This window comes from Mesorhizobium sp. M0854 (genome assembly GCF_040319815.1).
Classification (GTDB): domain Bacteria; phylum Pseudomonadota; class Alphaproteobacteria; order Rhizobiales; family Rhizobiaceae; genus Mesorhizobium.
The window spans coordinates 185,636-207,509 of the sequence record NZ_JAMYOL010000001.1; the positions used below are offsets into that span (position 1 = coordinate 185,636).

The 21,874-nt window shown below is 63.6% G+C and carries 21 protein-coding genes; 14 read left to right on the forward strand and 7 right to left on the reverse strand.

The annotated features are described in order from the left end of the window. The first annotated feature begins 114 nt into the window (after window positions 1–114). The 9 genes from NKH99_RS00840 to NKH99_RS00880 all read left to right on the forward strand — a co-directional run bounded on the left by NKH99_RS00840 (window position 115) and on the right by NKH99_RS00880 (window position 9,929). Window positions 115–1,014 carry a LysR family transcriptional regulator gene (locus tag NKH99_RS00840; protein WP_352470186.1) on the forward strand — a complete coding sequence of 300 codons (900 nt, stop codon included), beginning with the start codon at window positions 115–117 and terminating at the stop codon, window positions 1,012–1,014. Window positions 1,015–1,147: 133 nt separating this feature from the next. Continuing rightward, window positions 1,148–1,627, forward strand: coding sequence for a formate dehydrogenase subunit gamma (locus NKH99_RS00845; RefSeq protein ID WP_353012039.1), 480 nt, complete (start codon window positions 1,148–1,150; stop codon window positions 1,625–1,627). Beyond that, window positions 1,624–3,180 carry a formate dehydrogenase beta subunit gene (locus NKH99_RS00850; protein WP_352613835.1) on the forward strand — a complete coding sequence of 519 codons (1,557 nt, stop codon included), beginning with the start codon at window positions 1,624–1,626 and terminating at the stop codon, window positions 3,178–3,180. Before NKH99_RS00845 ends, NKH99_RS00850 begins: the two co-directional genes overlap by 4 nt. Before the next feature lie 12 nt (window positions 3,181–3,192). Continuing rightward, window positions 3,193–6,105, forward strand: coding sequence for a formate dehydrogenase subunit alpha (fdhF, locus tag NKH99_RS00855; protein ID WP_353012042.1), 2,913 nt, complete (start codon window positions 3,193–3,195; stop codon window positions 6,103–6,105). A gap of 3 nt (window positions 6,106–6,108) precedes the next feature. After that, window positions 6,109–6,939 (forward strand): formate dehydrogenase accessory sulfurtransferase FdhD, encoded by an 831-nt coding sequence (gene fdhD, locus NKH99_RS00860; protein ID WP_352702418.1) that lies wholly within the window; start codon window positions 6,109–6,111, stop codon window positions 6,937–6,939. Further along, window positions 6,929–7,237: a formate dehydrogenase subunit delta gene (locus tag NKH99_RS00865; protein WP_352469984.1), complete on the forward strand. Its 309-nt coding sequence runs from the start codon at window positions 6,929–6,931 to the stop codon at window positions 7,235–7,237. Before fdhD ends, NKH99_RS00865 begins: the two co-directional genes overlap by 11 nt. 105 nt (window positions 7,238–7,342) lie before the next feature. Then, a complete protein-coding gene (locus tag NKH99_RS00870) occupies window positions 7,343–8,896 on the forward strand; it encodes an alpha/beta fold hydrolase (protein ID WP_353012045.1) in 1,554 nt (517 codons plus the stop codon). A 111-nt stretch (window positions 8,897–9,007) separates the two neighbouring features. After that, window positions 9,008–9,481, forward strand: coding sequence for a carboxymuconolactone decarboxylase family protein (locus NKH99_RS00875; protein ID WP_352448517.1), 474 nt, complete (start codon window positions 9,008–9,010; stop codon window positions 9,479–9,481). Window positions 9,482–9,566: 85 nt separating this feature from the next. After that, window positions 9,567–9,929: a nuclear transport factor 2 family protein gene (locus NKH99_RS00880; protein WP_352577470.1), complete on the forward strand. Its 363-nt coding sequence runs from the start codon at window positions 9,567–9,569 to the stop codon at window positions 9,927–9,929. A gap of 411 nt (window positions 9,930–10,340) precedes the next feature. Here the strand turns inward: NKH99_RS00880 and NKH99_RS00885 are convergent, their stop codons facing one another. Further along, entirely contained in the window at window positions 10,341–10,841 is a 501-nt protein-coding gene (locus NKH99_RS00885; protein WP_352748936.1) for an MmcB family DNA repair protein, read from the reverse strand. A gap of 214 nt (window positions 10,842–11,055) precedes the next feature. On the opposite strand from NKH99_RS00885, the gene NKH99_RS00890 reads away from it, so the two are divergent. Beyond that, window positions 11,056–11,379, forward strand: coding sequence for a hypothetical protein (locus tag NKH99_RS00890; protein WP_352748939.1), 324 nt, complete (start codon window positions 11,056–11,058; stop codon window positions 11,377–11,379). Between the two features lie 712 nt (window positions 11,380–12,091). Here the strand turns inward: NKH99_RS00890 and NKH99_RS00895 are convergent. Next, window positions 12,092–12,391, reverse strand: coding sequence for a DUF1330 domain-containing protein (locus tag NKH99_RS00895; RefSeq protein WP_023717905.1), 300 nt, complete (start codon window positions 12,389–12,391; stop codon window positions 12,092–12,094). A gap of 150 nt (window positions 12,392–12,541) precedes the next feature. Here NKH99_RS00895 and NKH99_RS00900 point away from each other — a divergent pair, with 150 nt between their 5' ends. The 4 genes from NKH99_RS00900 (at window position 12,542) to NKH99_RS00915 (ending at window position 14,239) form a co-directional block, all read left to right on the forward strand. Then, window positions 12,542–12,868 (forward strand): GYD domain-containing protein, encoded by a 327-nt coding sequence (locus NKH99_RS00900; protein ID WP_023676390.1) that lies wholly within the window; start codon window positions 12,542–12,544, stop codon window positions 12,866–12,868. Between the two features lie 159 nt (window positions 12,869–13,027). Next, complete coding sequence (locus NKH99_RS00905; protein ID WP_023676389.1) at window positions 13,028–13,156, forward strand: hypothetical protein; 129 nt, start codon at window positions 13,028–13,030, stop codon at window positions 13,154–13,156. Beyond that, window positions 13,157–13,282, forward strand: a complete 126-nt coding sequence (locus NKH99_RS00910) for a hypothetical protein (RefSeq protein WP_023676388.1) — start codon at window positions 13,157–13,159, stop codon at window positions 13,280–13,282. It abuts the gene before it with no gap. Window positions 13,283–13,621: 339 nt separating this feature from the next. Then, window positions 13,622–14,239, forward strand: coding sequence for a L,D-transpeptidase (locus NKH99_RS00915; protein ID WP_023676387.1), 618 nt, complete (start codon window positions 13,622–13,624; stop codon window positions 14,237–14,239). 110 nt (window positions 14,240–14,349) lie between these two features. On the opposite strand, the gene NKH99_RS00920 is transcribed toward NKH99_RS00915, so the two are convergent. The 5 genes from NKH99_RS00920 to NKH99_RS00940 form a co-directional block, all read right to left on the reverse strand. Then, entirely contained in the window at window positions 14,350–14,919 is a 570-nt protein-coding gene (locus tag NKH99_RS00920; RefSeq protein WP_023676386.1) for a NifU family protein, read from the reverse strand. A gap of 278 nt (window positions 14,920–15,197) precedes the next feature. Then, window positions 15,198–15,689 (reverse strand): universal stress protein, encoded by a 492-nt coding sequence (locus NKH99_RS00925; protein WP_352469977.1) that lies wholly within the window; start codon window positions 15,687–15,689, stop codon window positions 15,198–15,200. A 185-nt stretch (window positions 15,690–15,874) separates the two neighbouring features. Then, window positions 15,875–16,951, reverse strand: a complete 1,077-nt coding sequence (gene trpS / locus NKH99_RS00930) for a tryptophan--tRNA ligase (RefSeq protein ID WP_352469976.1) — start codon at window positions 16,949–16,951, stop codon at window positions 15,875–15,877. Between the two features lie 281 nt (window positions 16,952–17,232). After that, window positions 17,233–18,831, reverse strand: a complete 1,599-nt coding sequence (murJ, locus tag NKH99_RS00935; RefSeq protein WP_353012048.1) for a murein biosynthesis integral membrane protein MurJ — start codon at window positions 18,829–18,831, stop codon at window positions 17,233–17,235. Window positions 18,832–18,877: 46 nt separating this feature from the next. Then, complete coding sequence (locus NKH99_RS00940; RefSeq protein ID WP_353012051.1) at window positions 18,878–21,676, reverse strand: [protein-PII] uridylyltransferase; 2,799 nt, start codon at window positions 21,674–21,676, stop codon at window positions 18,878–18,880. Window positions 21,677–21,874: the final 198 nt, after the last annotated feature.

Below are 21,874 nucleotides of genomic sequence, written 5' to 3' on the forward strand. Positions count from 1 at the left end.
CCGGCTGAAAGATGTGGATGCGGACGATTTACACAGGCGGCTTGCGGCCGAAGGCGATTTCCCCGACCTTGCGCGCTAAGATCGGACACAGCGTCCATGACAGGCTCCGACGGCATGATCGACAAGCTGGAATTCTTCATAGCACTTGCCAGGGAAGAACATTTCGGCCGGGCGGCGGAGGTGTGCGGCGTCACCCAACCGACGCTTTCGGCCGGCATCAAGCAGCTGGAGGGTCAGCTCGGCGTGATGCTGGTGCTGCGCGGCTCGCGCTTCCAGGGGCTGACGCCGGAAGGCAAGCAGGTGTTGGTGTGGGCGCGCCGCATCGTCGGCGATAGCAGGACCATGCGCGAGGAGATGCGGGCGGCGCGCCACGGCCTGTCGGGGCGCATCCGCATCGCCGCGATCCCGACGGCGCTGGCCATGGTGGCGCGACTGACGACGCCGTTTCGGGCAAAGCACCCCGGCGTCACCTTCTCGGTGCTGTCGCGCACCTCGATCGAGGTGCTATCGCTGCTCGGCAATTTCGACATCGACGCCGGCATCACCTATCTCGACAACGAGCCGCTCGGACGCGTCACCAGCGTGCCGCTCTATGACGAGCGCTATCAGCTGATCACCGCGGTCGGGAACCCCTATTTCGACCGCGACAAAGTGACATGGGCGGAACTCAGCCAGCTGCCGCTCTGCCTGCTGACGCCGGACATGCAGAACCGCCGCATCATCGACCAGCATCTGGCCGAAGCCGGCGTGCAGGTGCGGCCGACATTGGAATCCAACTCGATGATCGTGCTGTTTTCGCATATCCGCACCGGCAAATGGTCGTCGATCATGCCGCTTAATCTTGCGGAAACCTTCGGTTTTTCCGAGCCGATCCGGGCGATCCCGATCGTCGAGCCGGATGCCAGCCACACGGTCGGGCTGGTGGCGGCGCGGCGCGAACCGCACACGCCGCTGGTCTCGGCGCTGTTGGACGAGGCAATGGCGCTGGCGGACGATTTCCACGGCCGCCGCTAGTCTAGACAATGCTGGTGAACGCGAACGATAGAAAATTTCTATCGAGCAACGGATCGGCTTTATTGATTTGGCGGGTTTCCTCTGATTTCCTAACCACTTAGCGGAAGACCGCCACGACCAGGGAGGGCGCTGCATGACGATGCAGCTAGCAAGTACCGAGATCGCATCGCGCACGGCGGCGATCATCCACGAGCTGAAACACCTCGAAGGCCCGCTGTTGCCGATCCTGCACGGCATACAGGAAGAGTTCGGCTATGTGCCGCAGGACGCACTGCCGATCATCGCCGAGGCGCTGAACATCTCCAGGGCCGAGGTTCATGGCGTCGTCACCTTCTATCACGATTACCGCAGCCAGCCCGCCGGCCGCCATGTGCTGAAGCTCTGCCAGGCGGAAGCCTGCCAGTCGTTGGGCTCGGATGCGATTGCCGCCAAGCTCAAATCATTGCTGGGCATCGGTTTCCACGAGACAACCCGCGACGGTTCGGTGACACTGGAGCCGGTCTATTGCCTCGGCCTTTGCGCCTGCTCGCCGTCGGCAATGCTGGACGGGGAGGTGATCGGGCGGCTCGACGACGAAAAGCTCAACGAGATCGTTGCCGAGGTGCGCTCATGATCCCGCGTATCTATATTCCCGGCGATTCCGGCGCGCTGGCGCTCGGTGCGGAAAAGGTTGCCAAGGCGGTTCGTGCGGAATTGGCCGAGCGCGGCATCGAGGCCAAGATCGTGCGCAACGGCTCGCGCGGCGCCTATTTCCTCGAGCCTATGGTCGAGGTTGCGACAGCCACTGGCCGCGTCGCCTACGGGCCGGTGAAGCCATCCGACGTCAAAAGCCTGTTCGACTGCGGCTTCCTCACCGGGGGCCACCACAAGCGCTGGCTGGGCGCACCGGACAAGATCCCGTTCCTGGCAAGGCAGACACGGCTGACCTTTGCGCGCTGCGGCGTCACCGATCCGCTGTCGCTCGACCACTACAAGGCGCATGGCGGGCTGAAGGGCCTGCAGAATGCAGTGGCGATGACGCCGGCCGAGGTCGTCAAGCAGGTGACCGAGTCCGGGCTGCGCGGTCGCGGCGGCGCCGGCTTCCCGACCGGCATCAAATGGAAAACTGTGCTCGATACGTCGGCCGACCGCAAATACATCGTCTGCAATGCCGATGAAGGCGATTCCGGCACGTTCGCCGACCGCATGATCATGGAAGGCGACCCCTTCGTGCTGATCGAAGGCATGGCGATCGCCGGCATCGCCACCGGCGCGACCAAGGGCTTCATCTATATCCGCTCGGAATATCCGCATGCGGTGGCGGTGATGCAGAAGGCCGTCGAGATCGCCCGCAAGGCCGGCGTGCTCGGCGTCAATGTGCTCGGCTCGGCCAATTCATTCGACATGGAAGTGCGGGTCGGCGCCGGCGCCTATGTCTGCGGCGAGGAGACCGCGCTGCTCGACAGCCTCGAAGGCAAGCGCGGGCAGGTGCGGGCCAAGCCGCCGCTGCCGGCGCACAAGGGCCTGTTCGGCAAGCCGACGGTGATCAACAACGTCATCTCGCTGGCCTCGGTGCCGGTGATCATGGACAAGGGCGCTGCCTTCTACAAGGATTTCGGCATGGGCCGTTCACGCGGCACCATCCCGATCCAGATTGCCGGCAACGTCAAGTATCCCGGTCTCTACGAGGCGGCGTTCGGCATGACGCTGGGCGAGATCGTCGACGATATCGGCGGCGGCACGGCGACGGGACGCCCGGTCAAAGCGGTGCAGGTGGGTGGCCCGCTCGGCGCCTACTTCCCGCGCGCGCTGTTCGACACGCCGTTCGACTACGAAGCGTTTGCCGCCAAGGACGGGCTGATCGGCCATGCCGGCATCGTCGTTTTCGACGACAGCGCCGACATGCTGAAGCAGGCACGCTTTGCCATGGAATTCTGCGCCATCGAGAGCTGCGGCAAGTGCACGCCGTGCCGCATCGGCTCGACGCGCGGTGTCGAGGTGCTGGACAGGCTCGCCCAGAACGTCGAACCGGAAAAGCAGATCGCGCTGGTCACCGACCTTTGCAACACAATGAAGTTCGGCTCGCTTTGCGCTCTCGGCGGCTTCACCCCATATCCAGTGATGAGTGCACTCAACCATTTCCCGGACGACTTTCGGCCGACGCCGGTCGCCGAAGCAGCGGAATAGGAGCGGACAGCCATGAACGCGGCATTCGACATCAAATCGCTGGTCCAGGAAATCGACTACGGCACACCTGCCTCTGAAGCCGAGCAGCAAGTGACGCTGACGGTCGACGGCAAGTCGATAACAGTGCCGGCGGGGACCTCGATCATGCGCGCATCGATGGAAGCGGGCGTCGAAATCCCGAAACTGTGCGCCACCGACATGCTGGACTCGTTCGGCTCCTGCCGGGTCTGCCTCGTCGAGATCGACGGGCGCGGCGGCACGCCGGCTTCATGCACTACGCCGGTCGGCGAAGGCATGGTCGTGCATACGCAGACCGATCGGCTGAACGCCATTCGCCGCGGCGTGATGGAACTCTACGTCTCCGACCATCCGGCGGCGTGGGGCGAGAAGGCCGGCACTGGCGCCAGCGAGTTCGACAAGGTCGTCAGGACGGTCGGCCTGACCGAGAACCGCTATGGCGTGGACGGCCGCAACCACGTCAAGCAGGAAAACGGCGTGGCGCCCGGCCATGGCTCGCTGACTATCGATTACATCGCCCGCGATGAATCGAACCCGTATTTCACCTACGATCCGACGCAGTGCATCGTCTGCTCGCGCTGCGTGCGCGCCTGTGAGGAGGTGCAGGGCACGTTCGCGCTGACCATCGAGGGCCGCGGCTTCGAATCCAGGGTCTCGGCCGGCATGCACGAGGCGTTCGTCGATTCCGAATGCGTGTCGTGCGGGGCCTGCGTGCAGGCCTGCCCGACTGATGCGCTGAGGGAAAAGACCGTGCTGGCGAAAGGCCTGCCCGAGCGCTCGACCGTCACCACCTGCGCCTATTGCGGCGTCGGCTGTTCGTTCAAGGCCGAGGTCAAGGGCGACGAGGTCATCCGCATGATGCCCTACAAGGCAGGCAAGGCCAACCACGGCCACTCCTGCGTCAAGGGCCGCTTCGCCTATGGCTATGCGACGCACAAGGACCGGATCCTGAAGCCGATGATCCGCGAGCGGGTCAGTGATCCGTGGCGCGAAGTGTCGTGGGAAGAGGCGCTCACCCACACGGCGAATGAATTCCGCCGCATCCAATACCAGTACGGCCGCACCTCGATCGGCGGCATCACCTCCTCGCGCTGCACCAACGAGGAGACCTACCTCGTCCAGAAGCTTGTCCGGCAGGGCTTCCGCAACAACAATGTCGATACCTGCGCCCGCGTCTGCCATTCGCCGACCGGCTATGGTCTCGGCCAGACCTTCGGCACCTCCGCCGGCACGCAGGACTTCGATTCGATCGAGCAGACGGACGTGATCCTGCTGATCGGCGCCAATCCGACCGATGCGCATCCGGTGTTCGCTTCGCGCATGAAAAAGCGCATGCGCCAGGGCGCCAAGCTGATCGTGCTCGATCCGCGCCGCACCGACATCGTGCGCTCGGCCCATGTCGAAGCTCAGTTCCATCTGCCGCTGAAGCCGGGCACCAACGTCGCCATGCTGACCGCGCTTGCCCATGTCATTGTCACCGAAGGCCTGTTCGACGAAGCGTTCATCCGCGAGCGCTGCGACTGGGACGAGTTCCAGGACTGGGCATCGTTCGTGGCGCTGCCGGAAAACAGCCCGGAAGTGGTCGGCCAGCTTGCCAATGTCGATCCCGACGACATACGCGGCGCGGCGCGGCTCTACGCCCGCGGCGGCAACGGCGCGATCTATTACGGCCTCGGCGTGACCGAGCACAGCCAGGGCTCGACCACCGTCATCGCCATTGCCAACCTCGCCATGGCGACCGGCAATATCGGCCGGCCGGGCGTCGGCGTGAACCCGCTGCGCGGCCAGAACAATGTGCAGGGCTCCTGCGACATGGGCTCGTTCCCGCACGAGCTTCCCGGCTATCGCCACATTTCAGGCGACGCGGTGCGCGCCATCTATGAGAGCCTGTGGGGCGTCAAGCTCGACGACGAGCCCGGCCTGCGCATCCCCAATATGCTGGACGCCGCCGTCGACGGCTCGTTCAAGGGGCTCTATGTGCAGGGCGAGGACATCCTGCAGTCGGACCCCGACACCAAGCATGTCGCCGCCGGTCTCGCCGCGATGGAATGCGTCGTCGTGCACGACCTCTTCCTCAACGAGACGGCCAACTACGCGCATGTGTTCCTGCCCGGCTCGACGTTCCTCGAGAAGGACGGCACCTTCACCAATGCCGAGCGCCGCATCAACATGGTGCGCAAGGTAATGGAGCCGAAATGCGGCTATGCCGACTGGGAAGCGACGCAGGAGCTCGCCAAGGCGCTCGGCCTCGGCTGGAACTACACGCATCCGTCCCAGATCATGGACGAGATCGCCAAGACAACACCAAGTTTCGCCGGCGTTTCCTTCGACCTTCTCGACCGGGTGGGCTCCGTGCAGTGGCCCTGCAACGAGAAGTCGCCGGAAGGCACGCCGATCATGCACATTGGCGGCTTCGTGCGCGGCAAGGGCAAGTTCATCCGCACCGAATATGTCGCGACCGACGAAAGGACCGGACCGCGCTTCCCGCTGCTGCTGACCACCGGCCGCATCCTGTCGCAATACAATGTCGGCGCGCAGACCCGGCGCACCGACAACGTGGTCTGGCATAGCGAGGACCGGCTGGAGATCCATCCGCACGATGCCGAAAATCGCGGCCTGCGCGATGGCGACTGGGTGCGGCTGACCAGCCGCTCGGGCGAGACGACGCTGCGCGCGCTGATCACCGAGCGGGTGTCGCCGGGCGTCGTCTATACGACCTTCCACCATCCCGACACCCAGGCTAACGTCATCACCACCGACTTCTCCGACTGGGCGACCAACTGCCCGGAATACAAGGTGACCGCGGTGCAGGTGGGTGCATCCAACGGCCCGTCGGAATGGCAGCGCGACTATGACGAGCAGGCAAAGCAAAGCCGCCGCATCGCGAAGTTGGAAGCGGCGGAGTAGTCCTTGACCGCGCGCCGCAAAGCCATTGCGCAGATCTCGCGTCTCGCGCGCCGCGCCGGCGGCACTGCGGCCGCCAACCGCATGGTGCCGGAAGAGACGCCGGTGGCGTTCTCCTTTGCCGGCACCACGCATGCGGTGATGATGGCAAGCCCGGCTGATTTCGAGGATTTCGCGCTCGGCTTCTCGCTGACCGAAGGCATCATTGCCTCGCCGGACGAAATCGAAGCGATCGAAGTCGAGGATCACGGCGCCGGCATCGATATCCAGATCCGGCTGAAGGACCAGGCCAACACCCGCTTCGAAGCGCGTCGCAGACGCCTGGCCGGCCCGGTCGGCTGCGGGTTGTGCGGCATCGAATCGATCGAGGAGGCGATGCGCTCGGTAAACCCGGTCGGTGCGTCGCAACTTACACTTCAGGCCAATGACATCGTCCGCTCGGTCAAGCTTTTGTCGAAGCTGCAGCCGCTGCACGCCGAGACCGGTGCCGTCCACGCCGCCGGTTTTTACCTTCCCGGCAAGGGCATCGTCATGGCGCGCGAGGATGTCGGCCGCCATAACGCACTGGACAAGCTGGCTGGCGCGCTGGCCAAAGCCGGTATCGACGGCAGGTCGGGGGCCGTCGTCGTCACGTCGCGCGTTTCGGTCGAGATGGTGCAGAAGACCGCGGCGATCGGCTCGGCCGTCATCATTGCCGTCTCGGCGCCGACGGCACTTGCCATCCGCACCGCGAACGATTCCGGCATGACGCTGGTGGCGCTGGTGCGCGGCGACGATTTCGATATTTTCACCCATCCTGACCGCGTGGTTTCCGGAGTTGCCAAGCATGTCGCATGACGAGGGCCACCTCATGAGCACCAGCGAAAAGCTGGTTCGCATGGCCAACCAGATTGCCGCCTTTTTCCACTCAAAGCCGCGCGAGCAAGGCATTGCCGGCGTCGCCGAGCACATCAACAAATTCTGGGAGCCGAGGATGCGCCGGCAATTGTTCGAGATGCTGGACAGCGGTGGCGAGGGATTCAACGAGCTTGTCGTCGCGGCCGCGCCACACATCAAGCGGCCGGGCGCGCCGGAGGGCGCAGGTTTTAGCGTCGGCGGAGCGAACACCGAGACTGCCGCCGCGTCACAGAAGTAGGCGCCGCGGGCCCACATTCACACTCTCTGAAGTTTCATCTGCCGCAGGCCGCGCGCCTCTGCTATGATCCGGCGATAAGAAATCGTCGGGTCGGGCGGACAACTCGTGAGGCCGATCGAAACTCGATACGCGCTCAGTGGCGACGTGCGGATCGCCTATCAGGTGGTCGGCCAGGGATCGCTCGATCTCGTCTTCGTGCCGGGTTTCATTTCCAATCTCGACCTGCACTGGGAAGACGAGGGCTACACCCGGCTGTTGAAGCGGCTTTCCGCGTTCTCACGGCTGATCCTGTTCGACAAGCGCGGCACCGGTCTGTCCGACCGCGTCGATGTCCACCACCTGCCCAGCCTCGAAACCCGCATGGACGATGTACGCGCGGTGATGGATGCGACCGGCAGCGGCCGCGCCGCCTTGGTCGGCGCTTCGGAAGGCGCGCCGATGGCAATGCTGTTCGCCGCCACCTACCCGGAGCGGACGCGGGCGCTGGCGCTTTATGGCGGCTATGCGCATTTCCACAAATGGGTGATGCCGCCGGAACGCCTTGAGGCGTTCATCGCGACGGCGGAGACCGCATGGGGCACCGGCGCCACCCTGCCGCATTTCGCGCCCGGCCGCGTCGACGATCCGCGTTTCGCCACATGGTGGGCGCGCTTCGAGCGGCTGTCGGCGAGCCCGACCGCGGCAATCGCCCTGGCCCGCATGAATGCGGCTATCGACGTGCGCGGCGTGCTGGCGGCGATCAGCGCACCGATGCTGCTCATCCATCGCCGCAACGATGCGCGCGTCGACCCGGAGGCCAGCCGCTTCCTGGCAAGGAAGATCCCGAATGCGCGGCTGGTCGAGGTGGCCGGGCGCGACCACCCGATCTGGACCGGCGATGTCGACCGGGTGGCCGATCTGATCGAGGAATTCCTGACCGGAGCGCGCGCCGTTGCCGAGGCCGAGCGCGTGCTGGCTGCACTGCTGGTCACCCGGATCTACGACACGGCGCGGCTTGGCGACCGTATGTGGAGCGAGCGCAGCCGACGTTTTCAGGAAACATGGCGCCTGCTGGTCGGGCGCCATGGCGGCCGCCCGGCCGGCACGCATGGCGAGCTGATGATGGCGCGCTTCGACGGCCCGGCGCGGGCCGTACGCTGCGCGGCGGCGCTGCGCGATGCGGCGCAGGAGATCGGCGTCGCCAGCGCGCAGGGCGTGCATGTCGGCGAGGTCGAGTTGCGTGGGCCGCCGACGGGGTTGACGGCGCACGTGACGATGCAGCTTGCCGCGCATGCCGGGCGCGGTGACATCCTCGCTTCGCGGCTGGTCGCCGACCTCGCCGCCGGTTCAGGCCTTCATTTCAATGACGCCGGGCGCATCGCGCTTGACGAGCTGGATGAGCCGCTGGCGCTGGTGCAGGCGACCTCGGAACAGCACCTGGAGCCGGCCTGCCGGCCGAAGGCCAAGGCTGCCGAGCCGGCCGCACTGACGGCGCGCGAAAGCGAGGTGGTGAACCTCATCGCCGATGGCAAGAGCAATGCCGCGATCGCCGCCGAACTCGGGCTGAGCGAACACACCGTCAAGCGCCACGTCGCCAATATTCTGCTCAAGCTGGACCTGCCGTCGCGGGCGGCGGCGGCGGCGTTCTCGGCCCGGCACGCTGGCCCGCACGGGCCATAGGAGCCATGGCGCTTTCGGGCGAAGCGGCCAGGCATGCGTAAGCGCTATCACTTCGTCCCATGCAGGCCAGGCGGATGTCGCCAGGAAAGGTGCTGCGAAGGGAGGAATAAAATGCTGAAGTCGACACTCAAATCACTGGTGCTGGCGGCAGGCGTTGGCGCGCTGTTGGCGATCGTTCCTGCCAAGGCCGAAGACGCCTCGGCGACGGCTGCCTACAAGGACATCCAGGCAACGCTCGGCTCGGTACCGGACATGTTCAAGACGCTGCCGGACGTCGCCGTTGCCGGCGCCTGGGCCGAGATCAAGGGCGTGCAGCTCAACCCGAACACCGCGCTCGACGGCAAGACCAAGGAATTGATGGGCCTCGCCGTCGCCTCGCAGATCCCCTGCCAGTACTGCATCTATTTCCACACGCAGGCGGCCAAGCTCAATGGCGCCAGCGACGAGGAGATCAAGGAGGCGGTGGCGATGGCGGCGATCGTGCGCCACTGGTCGACGATGCTCAACGGCAGCCAGGTCGATCTCGCCACTTTCAAGAAGCAGTCCGACGAGGTGTTCGCGGCCGTCAAGGCGAAGTCGCAGTGAAGAAGCCACTGCCCGGCGGCGAGCGCCGGGCAGTACCTGATCAAGCAACCACCCGATCCGAGAAGACGGGCCTATGGAGGAAAAATTGCTGACCAAGACACAGACGATAGACGGCGCTGCGATCAAGAAGGCGATCGAGGGCCGTGATGGAAAATTGCTGGCGAGCTTCTATGCCGACGACGCATTGGTGCGGGTGATCGACCGCAACAACCCGCCGAGCAAGCCGCGCGAAATCCGCGGGCGCGCTGCGATCACCACGTTCTGGGACGATATCTGCAGCCGGGCGATGACCCACAAGGTCGACACCACCATCGCCGACGGCAACAATCTCGCCTTCACCCAGGCGTGCGCCTATCCGGACGGGACCAAGGTGTTCTGCGCGGCGATGCTGGAGCTGAAGAACGGCCAGATCGCGCGGCAGACCGTCGTGCAGGCGTGGGACGAGTGAGGAGGCGGCGATGTTCAGTGCCGGATGGCAGATCGACGCCAAGTTCGGCCACAAGCAGACCGTGCTCTGTTGAAGAAATGGGAACGCGAGATCGGCTCGCAGGTCGGTCTCGACGACCTCAAGTTCTAGATCATGACCGGATCGATCGGCGCGCGGGAAGCGACGATCGAGTCCCACCAGCAGGTCGAAAGCCTCGCCCAATTGGAGGCTTTCTTCGCCAAGATTGGCAAGATCGATGCGCACGCCAAATGAGGCAAGGAGATGGAGCCCTACGCGGTGTCGGGGCACCAGCCTGTGGAACATCTACCGTATCGTGGAATAGCAGTCCGGCTTACTCCCTTCTCCCCGTCACTTACGGGGAGAAGGTGGCGGCAGCCGGATGAGGGGCAGCGCGACGTCTGCAGGAGAGCTCTACTCGCTCTCGCCTTCCAGCGCCGGCACCGACACGCCGGCAAGCTCGGCCGCGAGCAGCCGCGACGCACCGGCGCGTGCGATCCGCAGCATCAGCGCCTTGCGCGTCGCCGCTGCCATGCGGTGCTCGGGCGCATCGCGCAAAATCTCGGCACCGTAGCCGTCGGAGAGAATGAAGCCGCACTCCTCCGGAAAGATCTCCTGGGGTACGCCGGGATGGGTGGCGAAGAAGAACCGGTCGGAATGCAGCCGGTAGTCCGGCCATTTGCGGTCGACCCTGAAATCCTCGACCGAGGACTTGATCTCGATGATCCAGATGTCGCCGTGGCGGGTCAGCGCGACGAGATCGGCGCGCCGGCCGGTGGCCAGCGACAGTTCGGGCAAGACATGCGCGCCCATCTGCCCGAGCAGCCGCTGCACGCCACGCCTGACCAGCATGGCACGCTCCGACTGGCGGCCGTCGATGAGCGGATTGAGGGGAATCGGTGAGATGATCGGCATGGAGGATACCATGGCAGATTTTGTTCACGGTTTGAACCGGTTTTTGCGGGCGATTACGCACTTTACAAACACGGCGATGTGCCTGATACCTTGAATCCACAGTAGGAATCCGGGTTATGAGTGTCCTTTTCGAGCCACACTTCCACAACGAAGAAGCTGCTTTCGAACGGCTGGAGACGGGCAAGAAGGCCCGTTAGGCAATGGCTGAGTCACAATGAGCGTCGTCAGCGGTGTGGTGCTTTGTACATCCGCTGCCGAAGACTGTTCGAGCCCGAACGGTCAACCCGTTCTTTTTGAGCGCATACAGGAATGGCTGGCGGAGCGCGGCCCCTTCCAACAACTTAACAGTGTCGAGGCTAGCTTTGGCGGCAGCAAGCACCCGCAAATGTTTGTAGCCGGCGGCGGCTTCAACCATTTCTCCGAAGACGACTTTGCGGCCTACGTGATGTCGCTGCCTTGGCAAAACCCAGAAAACGTTGTGTTGGTGATCGACCCCGAAGAGGGGGCTACCCGCGTCTTCAGACCTCCCTGTTTGTAAAGTACATAATCGCCTCGCGGCGATTATCTGGCTGACAAACCTAATCTGCAAAATACTGTGGAGCGGGCGCTACAAGGCCCGCCCTTCCACAAGGCGGGCCGCTCGCGTTATGAATGCGTTTCCTACTGGTGAGGGGAGCTATGTTTTCGCGAGGCGTCGCGGTTGATCTAATATTCACCGCTGCAGGCCCGATAGTGGTCGCAGCATAATCAAAAAGGTGGCGAAGCATGGTTACTGAGAATGCAAGTTTGACGGTCGAGCAGACTAGGCTCAATAGGATGCTCACGCGGGGCGTCGTATTTTCCGTCATTTGGCTCGCCGGTTTCGGGTCTTCTTATGCACTCTACCAGGGGCTTCTGGCGCGACGGATGATAAAAATGAATCCCGTGCTTCGGGGAAATGGCCGCGCCTGGTGGTGCATCATTGTGGGAGGGCTTGGGGCCGCAGCCTTATGTGCGATAGTTGGCGCCGGCATTTTCAACGCCATGACACAACCCTAGGTCACGCTGTAACACCGCCTGCCGATCTGGTGTTGGGTCATATTGATTTGTAGGTCCCGTTCAATGAGTGTTTCCGGCGTCATCCTCCCATCATTGGCCGTTTCCCGCCCGCAAGTTTAAAGCTTGCTGATTCATATCAGAATGCTCCTGTCCCGTCGCCGGGCCGCACCTGATATGGCAACTCAGACTTGCCATTGTCATCGACCCGACCTTCAGCTAACCGGCATCATCCCTTCCAGAGCAATAATTCTCGTCTTTGCGCAGCGTTCGCGGATGGCTTTGAGGCGGCCGTATTCCGGAGAGTCGTACCATGCCAGGAGGGACGCCATGTCCGGGAATTCGACAATGACGAGGCGATGAGGTTCCCAATCGCCTTCCAGAACTTTGGTGGCTCCGCCGCGAGCGATGTACCTCCCCCCATAGCGGGCTTCGGTTGCCGGCACGTCCCGGCGGTATTCCTCGAAAACGGCGGCGTCGGTTATGTCTACATCAGCAATGAGATATGCGGCCATTGACCTTACTCCCTGAAAAAAACATTGAAACAGGTCTATTAGCGGCCCCGCAACTAAGCCAGCGGTACTACGCCTCGGAAACGACTCGCGTTCTCCAGGATTGGGGCGCTTAACTGTCTTGGTGGGGGCAGCTCTGGGAGGAGACGAACCATGCCGATGTATCTCACGCGATTCAGCTACAGGCCCGAAACCTGGGCGCGCTTGATGGATAATCCCGAGGATAGACGCGAGGCTGCCCGTTCCTACATCGAGTCGGTCGGCGGAAAGCTGCACGGGTTCTGGTATGCCTTCGGAGAGTACGATGGCTGGAACCTGTGGGAGGCGCCGGACAACGTGTCGATGGCATCCGTCATGCTCGCCATCGGTGCGGGAGGCGCGCTCAGCTCGTACCAGACCACCGTGCTGTTAAGTGTCGAAGAGACGATGGACGCTCTTGGGAAAGCCAAGTCGATCCGGTATCGCCCGCCGGGATCGTGACCGCCGCCCGCGCTTTGCGGAGTGTCGAAGGCTGGTAACGCTTGCTCGCGAACTGCGCACGTTCCTAAACTTTTGCGCAAAAGAGTCCACTGCGGCTCTTGGCAGCGCCGGCAGCTTGCGCTTTCAATGTCGGCTACGGTCTTTTACGAGGAGCATTAGATGACGGAAGATGACGACCGGAAATCAGCGACGCCGGAGGAAATCCGCCCGGCCATCAGAGGATGGGCGGTGCTTGGGGCAATTATCGTTGCCGTGTTTGGTGCGGCCTACGTCATGATCGATAGTTGAATGGCCGACGGTCCTGGTCGCCCCGATGGACTGCCTGAAACGATCGGCACGGTCCTGGGTGCATTGGTGGTGATCGGCACGTTCGGGCTTCTGGCCTGGACCGTGCTTCGCGGCGTCCTTTATTAAACCCGGCCCGTCTGGACTTTCCCCTGCGGCGGCCGCGTCTCAGGCCGATCTCCTCGTAGCAACGGATGGTCTTGGCCGCAGGCCAGAGCGCCGGGCAGCGTCACCGATATTCATGGGTGATTTCTTCGTCTCCTGGTCCTTGTTCCTGGCCCCATTGATTTTGCAACATAATCCTGCGGGGGCTGTTGCCGAAATGCCATAGTCGCAGGTTTACCAGCACGCAAGCGCAAGGATATAGGCATCGCCCGCTTGGCAAGCAAAGCAAATGCCAGCATGAATGAAGATGAAAAAAGCGGCCGACTCGAGCCGCTGTTGTTTGGGCAGGCATCGGACCTTTTCATGCGCATGAAGTCACTTGCAATCGTCGCGGCCCTGGCGCTGTCGACGGCTGTCGCCGGTTGCAGCACCATCGGCTCGCAGATCTTCACCAACAACTACGGCGCGGTGACCGACGCCGGCTATCACCTGCCGCGCGTTCCGATCGAAAAGGTGCCGTTCAAATACCGCCGGCAGATCGTCGACTACGACACCAAGGAAAAGCCGGGCACCATCATCGTCGATACGCAGAACAAGTTCCTCTACTTCGTCATGGGCGACGGCGAAGCGATGCGCTACGGCATCGGCGTCGGCCGTGAGGGTTTCGAATGGCACGGCACCGCCCATATCGCGCTGAAGCGCGAATGGCCGACCTGGACACCGCCTTCGCAGATGATCAAGCGCCAGCCGGAGTTGGCCAAGTTTGCCGGTGGCATGGAGCCGGGGTTGAAGAACCCGCTCGGCGCGCGCGCCATGTACCTGTTCAACAAGGGCGGCGACATGGGTTATCGCCTGCATGGCAGCCCGGAATGGAATTCGATCGGCAAGGCGATGTCGTCGGGCTGCATCCGGCTGATGAACCAGGACATTATCGACCTCTACGACCGCACCTCGGTCGGCGCCAAGGTCATTGTGATATAAAACCCTTATACGCGGACCGTCTAGGCAACAACACAGACGTCGCAAACAGAAAACCGGGCACTTTGGCCCGGTTTTTTGTTGTCTATCGACGTTGACGATGGAACGGTGCGTCAGGAGACCTGTTCGACGTGCTGCACTTCCGGCACAAAGTGCCGGAGCAGGTTCTGGATGCCGTGCTTCAGCGTCGCCGTCGACGACGGGCAGCCGGCGCAGGCGCCCTTCATGTGCAGGAACACGGTGCCGTTCTCGAAGCCGCGGAAGGTGATGTCGCCGCCGTCCTGGGCCACCGCCGGGCGCACCCGCGTGTCGAGCAGCTCCTTGATGGTGACGACCAGCTCCTCGTCGGCCTTGTCGTAGAATTCGCCGGTCTGGCTGGTCTCGGCGGCGGGGCCGGCCTTGGCCATCACCGGGGCGCCGGACATGAAATGCTCCATGATGGCGCCGAGGATAGCCGGCTTCAGATGCTGCCAGTCGGGGCCGTCCTTGGTCACGGTGATGAAGTCATAGCCGAAGAAGACGCCGGTGACGCCGGGGATTTCGAACAGCCGGCCGGCGAGCGGCGAAGCCGTCGCGGCGCTATCGGCATCGCGGAAATCGGCGGTGCCTTCTTGCAGCACTTCCTTGCCGGGCAGGAATTTCAGCGTCGCCGGGTTTGGCGTCGACTCGGTCTGGATGAACATGGCCGTCTCCGTGCCCGTTTGGGGCAGCTAGTTTGGAATAATTCTAATTAGGCTTTATCCGCCCGACATTCAAGCGAAAGGCATCGCGGGGAACGGCTGGCTGGCGGAATGTTTTGCTAGCGCCCTGAAACGCTTGGAGATGTGTTGAGATTCAGGTCAGGCCGAGCCGAAAATGGTGGGTTCCGAGAACCGGAGCGGAGCGTACTTTTGGTACGTGAGCACCGGAAGCGCAGGAAGCCGCCAATTGCAGGCCGGCCTCACCTGAATATCAGCGCATCTCAGGCGAGGCTGTCGATCTCTTCGTCCGACAGGTTCTGCGGCACCACCGTGACGGGAATCGGAAAGGCGGCGCCCTTGCCGGCGACCGCGCCGACCAGCGGCCCTGGGCCTTCCTTGCCGGCGCCTGCCGCCAGCACCAGGATGGCGATGTCCTGGTCTTCCTCGATCAGCTTGTGGATCTCTTCGGTCGGCTTACCTTCGCGCACCACCAGTTCCGGCTCGATGCCGAGCTTCTGGCGCACCTTGTTGGCGTAGCTGTCGAGTGCGGCGCGCGCCGTGGCGTTCGCCTCCTCGCGCATGATCTTCTCGACGCCCAGCCAGTGCTGGAAATCATCCGGCTCGATGACATAGAGCAGCACCAGCACGCCGCCCGTGCTTTGCGCCCGCTTCGAGGCGTAGGCGACGGCGCGCTCGCATTCGGGCGTGTCGTCGATGATCGCCAGGAACTTGCGGCGATGACCGGCTTCGCGGCTGAGGCGTTTGGAGACCATATTCACCCTGTTCGATGGTTTCGGTCGCAATCTGCCACCGCCTCAGCCCGCCCGCAAGCGACCGGCGGCTGTGGCAATGCTGGTGCAGCTTAAAGCGCGTCGCGTTCGACCAGCGACGCGCTTCAGGTTCTTGTTTTATGCATGTCGTTATCGCAAAACCGCTGCACACTTTTGCGCGACATGCATTAGCCTTGCAGCAGGCCGATAATGTCGCGCACGGTCTTCATGGTCGCTTCGGCCAATGTGCCGGCACGCTCGCCGCCATCCCGCAGCACCGCGTCGACATAGGCGCGGTCGCTGGAGATGCGGCGCATCTCGCCGGCGATCGGCGCCAGTTTTTCCACCGCAAGGTCGGCCAGCGCCGGCTTGAACACCGAAAACTGCTGGCCGCCATATTCCTTCAGCACCGCCTCTTTCGAGATTTCGGCGAGGCCGGCATAGATGCCGACGAGGTTTTCCGCTTCCGGCCGGCCGGCAAGCCCGTCCAGTTCGCCGGGCAAAGCCTCCGGGTCGGTCTTGGCCTTGCGGATCTTCTTCGAGATGGCGTCGGCATCGTCGGTCAGGTTGATGCGCGACAGGTCCGACGGGTCCGACTTCGACATCTTCTTCGAACCGTCGCGCAGCGACATGATGCGCGCTGCCGGGCCGCCGATGACCGGCTCGGTCAGCGGGAAATAGCCGTTCACCGTCTCTTCGCCGACCTCCATCTCGACGCCGACGCCAAGCGCTGCGATGCGGTCCGAAAAGTCGTTGTTGAATTTCTGCGCGATGTCGCGGGTCAGCTCCAGATGTTGCTTCTGGTCGTCGCCGACCGGCACGTGGGTGGCGCGGTAGACGAGGATGTCGGCGGCCATCAGGGAGGGATAGGCGAGCAGGCCGAGCGAGGCGTTCTCGCGGTCCTTGCCGGCCTTGTCCTTGAACTGCGTCATTCGGTTCATCCAACCGATGCGCGCCACGCAGTTGAAGATCCAGGCAAGCTCGGCGTGCTGCATCACCCGCGACTGGTTGAAGACGATGTGCTTGGTCGGGTCGATGCCGGAGGCGAGAAACGCCGCGGTGATCGACCGCGTCTGGTCCTGCAGATCCTCATGGACGAGCTGTGCGGTCAGCGAATGCAGATCGACGACGCAATAGATACAGTCGGAGGTGTCCTGCAGGGCGACGAATTTCTTGATGGCGCCGAGATAATTGCCGAGATGCAGATTGCCGGTTGGCTGGACGCCGGAAAAAACGAGCGGTTTGAAGGGGGGCTGATCGGTCATGGTGTTTCCCTGGCTTGTGGAGGGCCGTTTCGCGCGCGGCGAAAGTCTTGCGACGGCGCGCTTATGGACGAGAGCGAGGAGACGATCAAGAGGGGCGTTGGCCAGGGCGCGCAGGCTTTGACGTCGGCCGAACAGAAGGCTGTTTGAGGGATGGCGCCGACCAGAAACAAAAACCCGCCTCGGTGGGCGGGTCGTTGGAGCCAATTAGCACCATACCGAAATTAATAGCATAGCTGCCGGCACAAAGCAAGAACAAAATTGGCGCTGATGAATTTTCCCCCTCACGGATCCGGAGATTGCTCCTTGACCGGCTGGGAGCCCTTGCGCCCGATATTGCGGCGGATCATGCCGAAATCGGCACCGCCGGTGGCGAAGGCGGTGACGAAGTAAAGCAGCGCCCCGCCGGCGACGAGCGCAAGCAGCGTCACCGCCTTGATCACCAGCGGCGAGCCGGAGCCGAGACTTGCGGCGAACCAGTGTTCGGCAAAATAGAGCGCCGCGGCCATCACCGCCGCCGACAGCACCAGCCGCGGGATGCGTTTCATGAGCGGCACGTCGCGGCCCCAATGGCCGCGCCGGATCAGCACGGCGAGCAGCATCGCCGCATTGACCCAGCCGGCGACAGCGGAGGCAACGGCAATGCCGGGCGCGCCCATCGTCGGAAACAGCGTCAGTGCCGTCGTAATGTTAACCGCCACCGAGATGGCGGCGAAAATCATCGGCGTGCGCGTGTCCTCGCGAGCGAAATAGCCTGGGGTGAACGCCTTGATCAGCACGAAGGCCGGCAGGCCGAGCCCGAAGATCGCCAGGATTGCCGCGACCGTCGGCGTCGAATTGTTGGCGGCAAAGGCGCCGCGCTCATAGACCAGCCGCACGATCGGCTCGGACATGACCAGCAGCGCGGCCGCCGCAGGCAAGGTCATGAAAAGGGTAAACTCGACCGAGCGGTTCTGCAGATTGGCGGCCTCGACCAGATTGCCCGATTTCAGCGCCCGCGACAGTTCCGGCAACAGCACGATGGCGACGGCGACGCCGACGACGCCCAGCGGCAGCTGGTAGACGCGGTCGGCATAGGCCAGCGATGACACCGCGCTGTCCTGCGCCGACGCGATCGCCGTGCCGATCAGCTGATTGATCTGGGTGATGCCGCCGGTGATCGCCGCCGGCAGCGCCAGGATCAGCAGCCGCTTGACGTTCGGCGTCATCTTCGGCCGCCGGAAGCCGATCGAAATGCCGGCATGGCGCACCGCCGCCCAGACGATCGCCAGCTGCACCAGGCCGGCCGCCAGCACGCCCCAAGCCAGGCCGAAACCAACGGTGCGGGCGTCCGAACCCTTGTACCAGGCATAGGCAAGCACGGCGATAAGGATGACGTTGAGGAACACCGGCGCCACCGCAGCGGCGAAATAGCGGCGCAGCGAATTCAGCATGCCGGCCATCATGGCGCCGAGCGACATGCAGATCAGGTAGGGGAACATGACGGTCGCCAGCGCCACCGTCGTCTCGAATTTTCCCGGCGTGTCGGCAAAGCCCGGCGCCACCAGATAGCGCACGATCAGCGGCATCGCCAGTTCCATGGCGATGGTCAGCGCCAGAAGCGCCGTGAACAAGACGCCGAACACCTCTTCGGAAAAGCGCTTGGCGCCGTCGGTGCCGTGTGTCTCGATCTCCTTGGCGAACAGCGGCACGAAGGCGGCATTGAAGGCGCCTTCGGCGAACAGCCGGCGAAAGGTGTTGGGAAACTGGAAGGCGGCATTGAAGGCGTCGGCGATCGGCCCGGTGCCAAGTGCAGCAGCCATCAGCATCTCGCGGCCGAAACCGAGGGCGCGGCTCATCAGCGTGCCGGAAGCGACCGTGGCGAATTTCTTGACAAGGCTCATGCGCTTGAAGACTGCCTGTGCGATTGGGGCAAATGGAAGGTAACAGTCACTCGGCGGCCGTTTTGGTCTTGCCGCGCTCGGACGCCGTGCCCTCGAGCACCGCGATCAGCCTGTTGCGGATGGTCGCCGTACGCGACGGGCTGTCGATCTTCTGGCCGGTGAGATCGGTGACGTAGAACGTGTCGATGACTTTTTCGCCGAAGGTGGTGATGTGGGCCGAGGCGATGTCGAGCGACAGGTCCGACAACATGCCGGTGATCTCCGACAGAAGGCCCGGCCTGTCCAGCCCCTCGACCTCGATCACCGAGAAACGGTTCGACAGCGTGTTGCGGATCTCGGCGCGTGGCGGAATACGGAAAACCTTGGCGCCGCGCCGCGGCTTGGTCCGCTTCTCGATCATTTCGGGCAGCCAGCTCTTGCCCGACAGCACGTCCTCGATCAGCCGGCCGACGCGCTCGGCACGGCGGCGCTCGTCCTCGTCGCGGTCGAACTCCCTCGAGATCAGGATGGTGTCGAGCGCGCGGCCGTCCGAGGTGGTGAAGATCTGCGCGTCGACGATGTTGCCGCCGGCCGCGGCACAGGCGCCGGCAATCACCGAGAGCAGGCGCGGATGGTCCTGCGCCAGCACGGTGATCTCGGTCACCGCCTCGAACTGGTGGGTTTTGACCATGGTGGCGAGCTTCTTGCCGGCGTGATCGGCCTCGCGGATGAATTCGGCATGGCGGAGCTGGTCGGGAAGATCGACCGCCAGCAGATAGTTCTCGTAGTGCTGGCCGACATAACGCTTGCGGGCCTTTTCCGGCCAGTCGGCAAGCGCCTCGGCCAGTTGTTCGCGCGCCGCCGCCGTCCGTTTGGCGCGCGACACCTCCGAAAACCCGCCGGTCAACAAAAGCTCGGTCTCGTAGTAGAGCGTACGCAGCAACTGGCCCTTCCAGCCGTTCCAGACCCCAGGCCCGACGCCGCGGATATCGCAGACGGTAAGCACAAGCAGCATCTTCAGCCGTTCGACCGACTGCACGATGGCGGCAAAATCCTCGATCGTCTTGCGGTCGTTGAGATCGCGGGTCTGCGCCGTCATCGACATGACGAGGTGGTTCTCGACCAGCCAGGCGACCGTTTCGGTGTCGGCCGGCGAGAGCCCCATATGCGGGCAGATGCGCCGGGCGATCCTGGCGCCGGCTTGCGAATGGTCCTCCGGCCTGCCCTTGGCGATGTCGTGCAGCAGCACGGCGACATAGAGCGCCTCGCGGCTCTTCTTCAGCCCCGGCATCAGCGAGTGGGCGAGTGGATGGATCTTTTCGCCGTCGCCGCGCTCGATCTCGGCCAGCACGCCGATGCAGCGGATGAGGTGCTCGTCCACGGTGTAGTGGTGGTACATCGAGAACTGCATCATGGCGACGATCTTGCCGAAATCCGGGATCAGCTTGGCAAGCAGTCCGGCCTCATTCATGCGCCGCAGATTGAGCTCGGCGTTGCGATCCGAGGTCAAGATATCGAGGAACAGCCGGTTGGCCTCCTCGTCGCGCCTGAGCGCCTTGCCGACGAGGCCGAGAGAGCGGGTCAAAAGCTTCAGCGCATCGGGGTGAAATTCCAGGCCATGCTTGTCGGCAAACCAGAACAGCCTGAGCAGGTTAACCGGATCGCGCTCGAACACCTCGTCGTCGGCAATGTTGATGCGGTGGTTGTCGACGATGAAATCGGCCGTGCCGGCGAGCTTACGCTTGCGGCGCGAAAAGGTCAGAAAGATGCGGTTGAAGCCCGGCACATGCTTGGCCTGCTCTTCTTCCAGCGCGGCGCAGAAAATGCGGGTCAGGTCGCCGACATCCTTGGCGACGAGGAAGTAGTGCTTCATGAAGCGTTCGACCGCCGACAGGCCGGGATGGGTGGTGTAGCCCAGCCGCTCGGCAATGTCGCGCTGGATGTCGAAATGCAGCCGCTCCTCGGCCTTGCCGGTGAGGAAATGCATGTGGCAGCGCACCGCCCATAGGAAATCCTCGGCCTTCTGGAATTCCCTGTATTCGGCGTCGGTGAAGACGCCCTTGTCGACCAGTTCCTCGCCGGTGCGCACGCGGTAGAAATATTTGGCGATCCAGAACAGCGTCTGCAGGTCGCGCAGGCCGCCCTTGCCGTCCTTGACGTTGGGTTCGACCAGGTAACGGCTCTCGCCGGCCTTGGCGTGGCGCTCGTCGCGTTCGGCGAGCTTGGCCTGGACATATTCGGGGCCGGTGGTGCGCACCACCTCGTGGTCGAAGCGCTGCAAAAGTTCGTCATAGAGCTTTTGCTCGCCCCACAGGAAGCGCGCCTCCAGGATCGAGGTGCGGATGGTGATGTCGGTGCGCGACAGCCTGAGGCACTCGTCGATGTTGCGGGTGGCGTGGCCGACCTTCAGCCCCAGATCCCACAGCATATAGAGCATGTATTCGACGATCTGCTCGCCCCACGGCGTCTGCTTGTAGGGCAGCAGGAACAGCAGATCGATGTCGGACCCGGGCGCCAGCGTGCCGCGGCCATAGCCGCCGACGGCAACGACCGCCATGCGCTCGGCCGATGATGGGTTTTTGACGCGATAGACATGGGTGGCGGCGAAATCGTAGAGCGCGCGGATGATCTCATCCATCAGATGCGACAGCCGGGCGGCACAGGCGGTACCGCTGCCATCGTCCATCAGCATGCGTTCGGCGACCGTGCGGCCGTCGGCGAGTCGGCTTTTGAGAAGCTTGAGAACGCCGCTGCGCGCGGCCTTGCCGGAGCCGTCGCCTGCCGTGGCCGCGGTCAGTTCGGTCATCTCGCGGCGCAAGGCTTCGCCGTCGATCAGTTCCTCGAGCTTCAGGGATATTCTTGCCATAAATGCCGTTCGGCCTCGCCGTTTCGGCGGCGTCTATAGCGCGTTTTCGCGGCGCTGGGTATGGGGCGGACGGACGCGTTCTCCGCAGCCGTGGAACGGGACGATCGTCTCATGCCCGCGGCCGGTTCGGTTAGGGACTGGCCACGAAAAATCGAAATCGGCCCTTGACCTTCCAGTTACTGGAAGCACTACCTCCGC

Coding starts and splice junctions, on each gene's coding strand:
- NKH99_RS00895 (WP_023717905.1), bottom strand. CDS start 12,391: ATGGCCGCATATCTCATTGCTGATGTAGACATAACCGACGCCGCCGTT.
- NKH99_RS00850 (WP_352613835.1), top strand. CDS start 1,624: ATGATCCCGCGTATCTATATTCCCGGCGATTCCGGCGCGCTGGCGCTC.
- trpS (WP_352469976.1), bottom strand. CDS start 16,951: ATGACCGATCAGCCCCCCTTCAAACCGCTCGTTTTTTCCGGCGTCCAG.
- NKH99_RS00940 (WP_353012051.1), bottom strand. CDS start 21,676: ATGGCAAGAATATCCCTGAAGCTCGAGGAACTGATCGACGGCGAAGCC.
- murJ (WP_353012048.1), bottom strand. CDS start 18,831: ATGAGCCTTGTCAAGAAATTCGCCACGGTCGCTTCCGGCACGCTGATG.
- NKH99_RS00875 (WP_352448517.1), top strand. CDS start 9,008: ATGCTGAAGTCGACACTCAAATCACTGGTGCTGGCGGCAGGCGTTGGC.
- NKH99_RS00910 (WP_023676388.1), top strand. CDS start 13,157: ATGGCCGACGGTCCTGGTCGCCCCGATGGACTGCCTGAAACGATCGGC.
- NKH99_RS00900 (WP_023676390.1), top strand. CDS start 12,542: ATGCCGATGTATCTCACGCGATTCAGCTACAGGCCCGAAACCTGGGCG.
- NKH99_RS00865 (WP_352469984.1), top strand. CDS start 6,929: ATGTCGCATGACGAGGGCCACCTCATGAGCACCAGCGAAAAGCTGGTT.
- NKH99_RS00840 (WP_352470186.1), top strand. CDS start 115: ATGATCGACAAGCTGGAATTCTTCATAGCACTTGCCAGGGAAGAACAT.
- NKH99_RS00915 (WP_023676387.1), top strand. CDS start 13,622: ATGCGCATGAAGTCACTTGCAATCGTCGCGGCCCTGGCGCTGTCGACG.
- NKH99_RS00920 (WP_023676386.1), bottom strand. CDS start 14,919: ATGTTCATCCAGACCGAGTCGACGCCAAACCCGGCGACGCTGAAATTC.
- fdhF (WP_353012042.1), top strand. CDS start 3,193: ATGAACGCGGCATTCGACATCAAATCGCTGGTCCAGGAAATCGACTAC.
- NKH99_RS00845 (WP_353012039.1), top strand. CDS start 1,148: ATGACGATGCAGCTAGCAAGTACCGAGATCGCATCGCGCACGGCGGCG.
- NKH99_RS00890 (WP_352748939.1), top strand. CDS start 11,056: ATGAGCGTCGTCAGCGGTGTGGTGCTTTGTACATCCGCTGCCGAAGAC.
- NKH99_RS00925 (WP_352469977.1), bottom strand. CDS start 15,689: ATGGTCTCCAAACGCCTCAGCCGCGAAGCCGGTCATCGCCGCAAGTTC.
- NKH99_RS00905 (WP_023676389.1), top strand. CDS start 13,028: ATGACGGAAGATGACGACCGGAAATCAGCGACGCCGGAGGAAATCCGC.
- NKH99_RS00885 (WP_352748936.1), bottom strand. CDS start 10,841: ATGCCGATCATCTCACCGATTCCCCTCAATCCGCTCATCGACGGCCGC.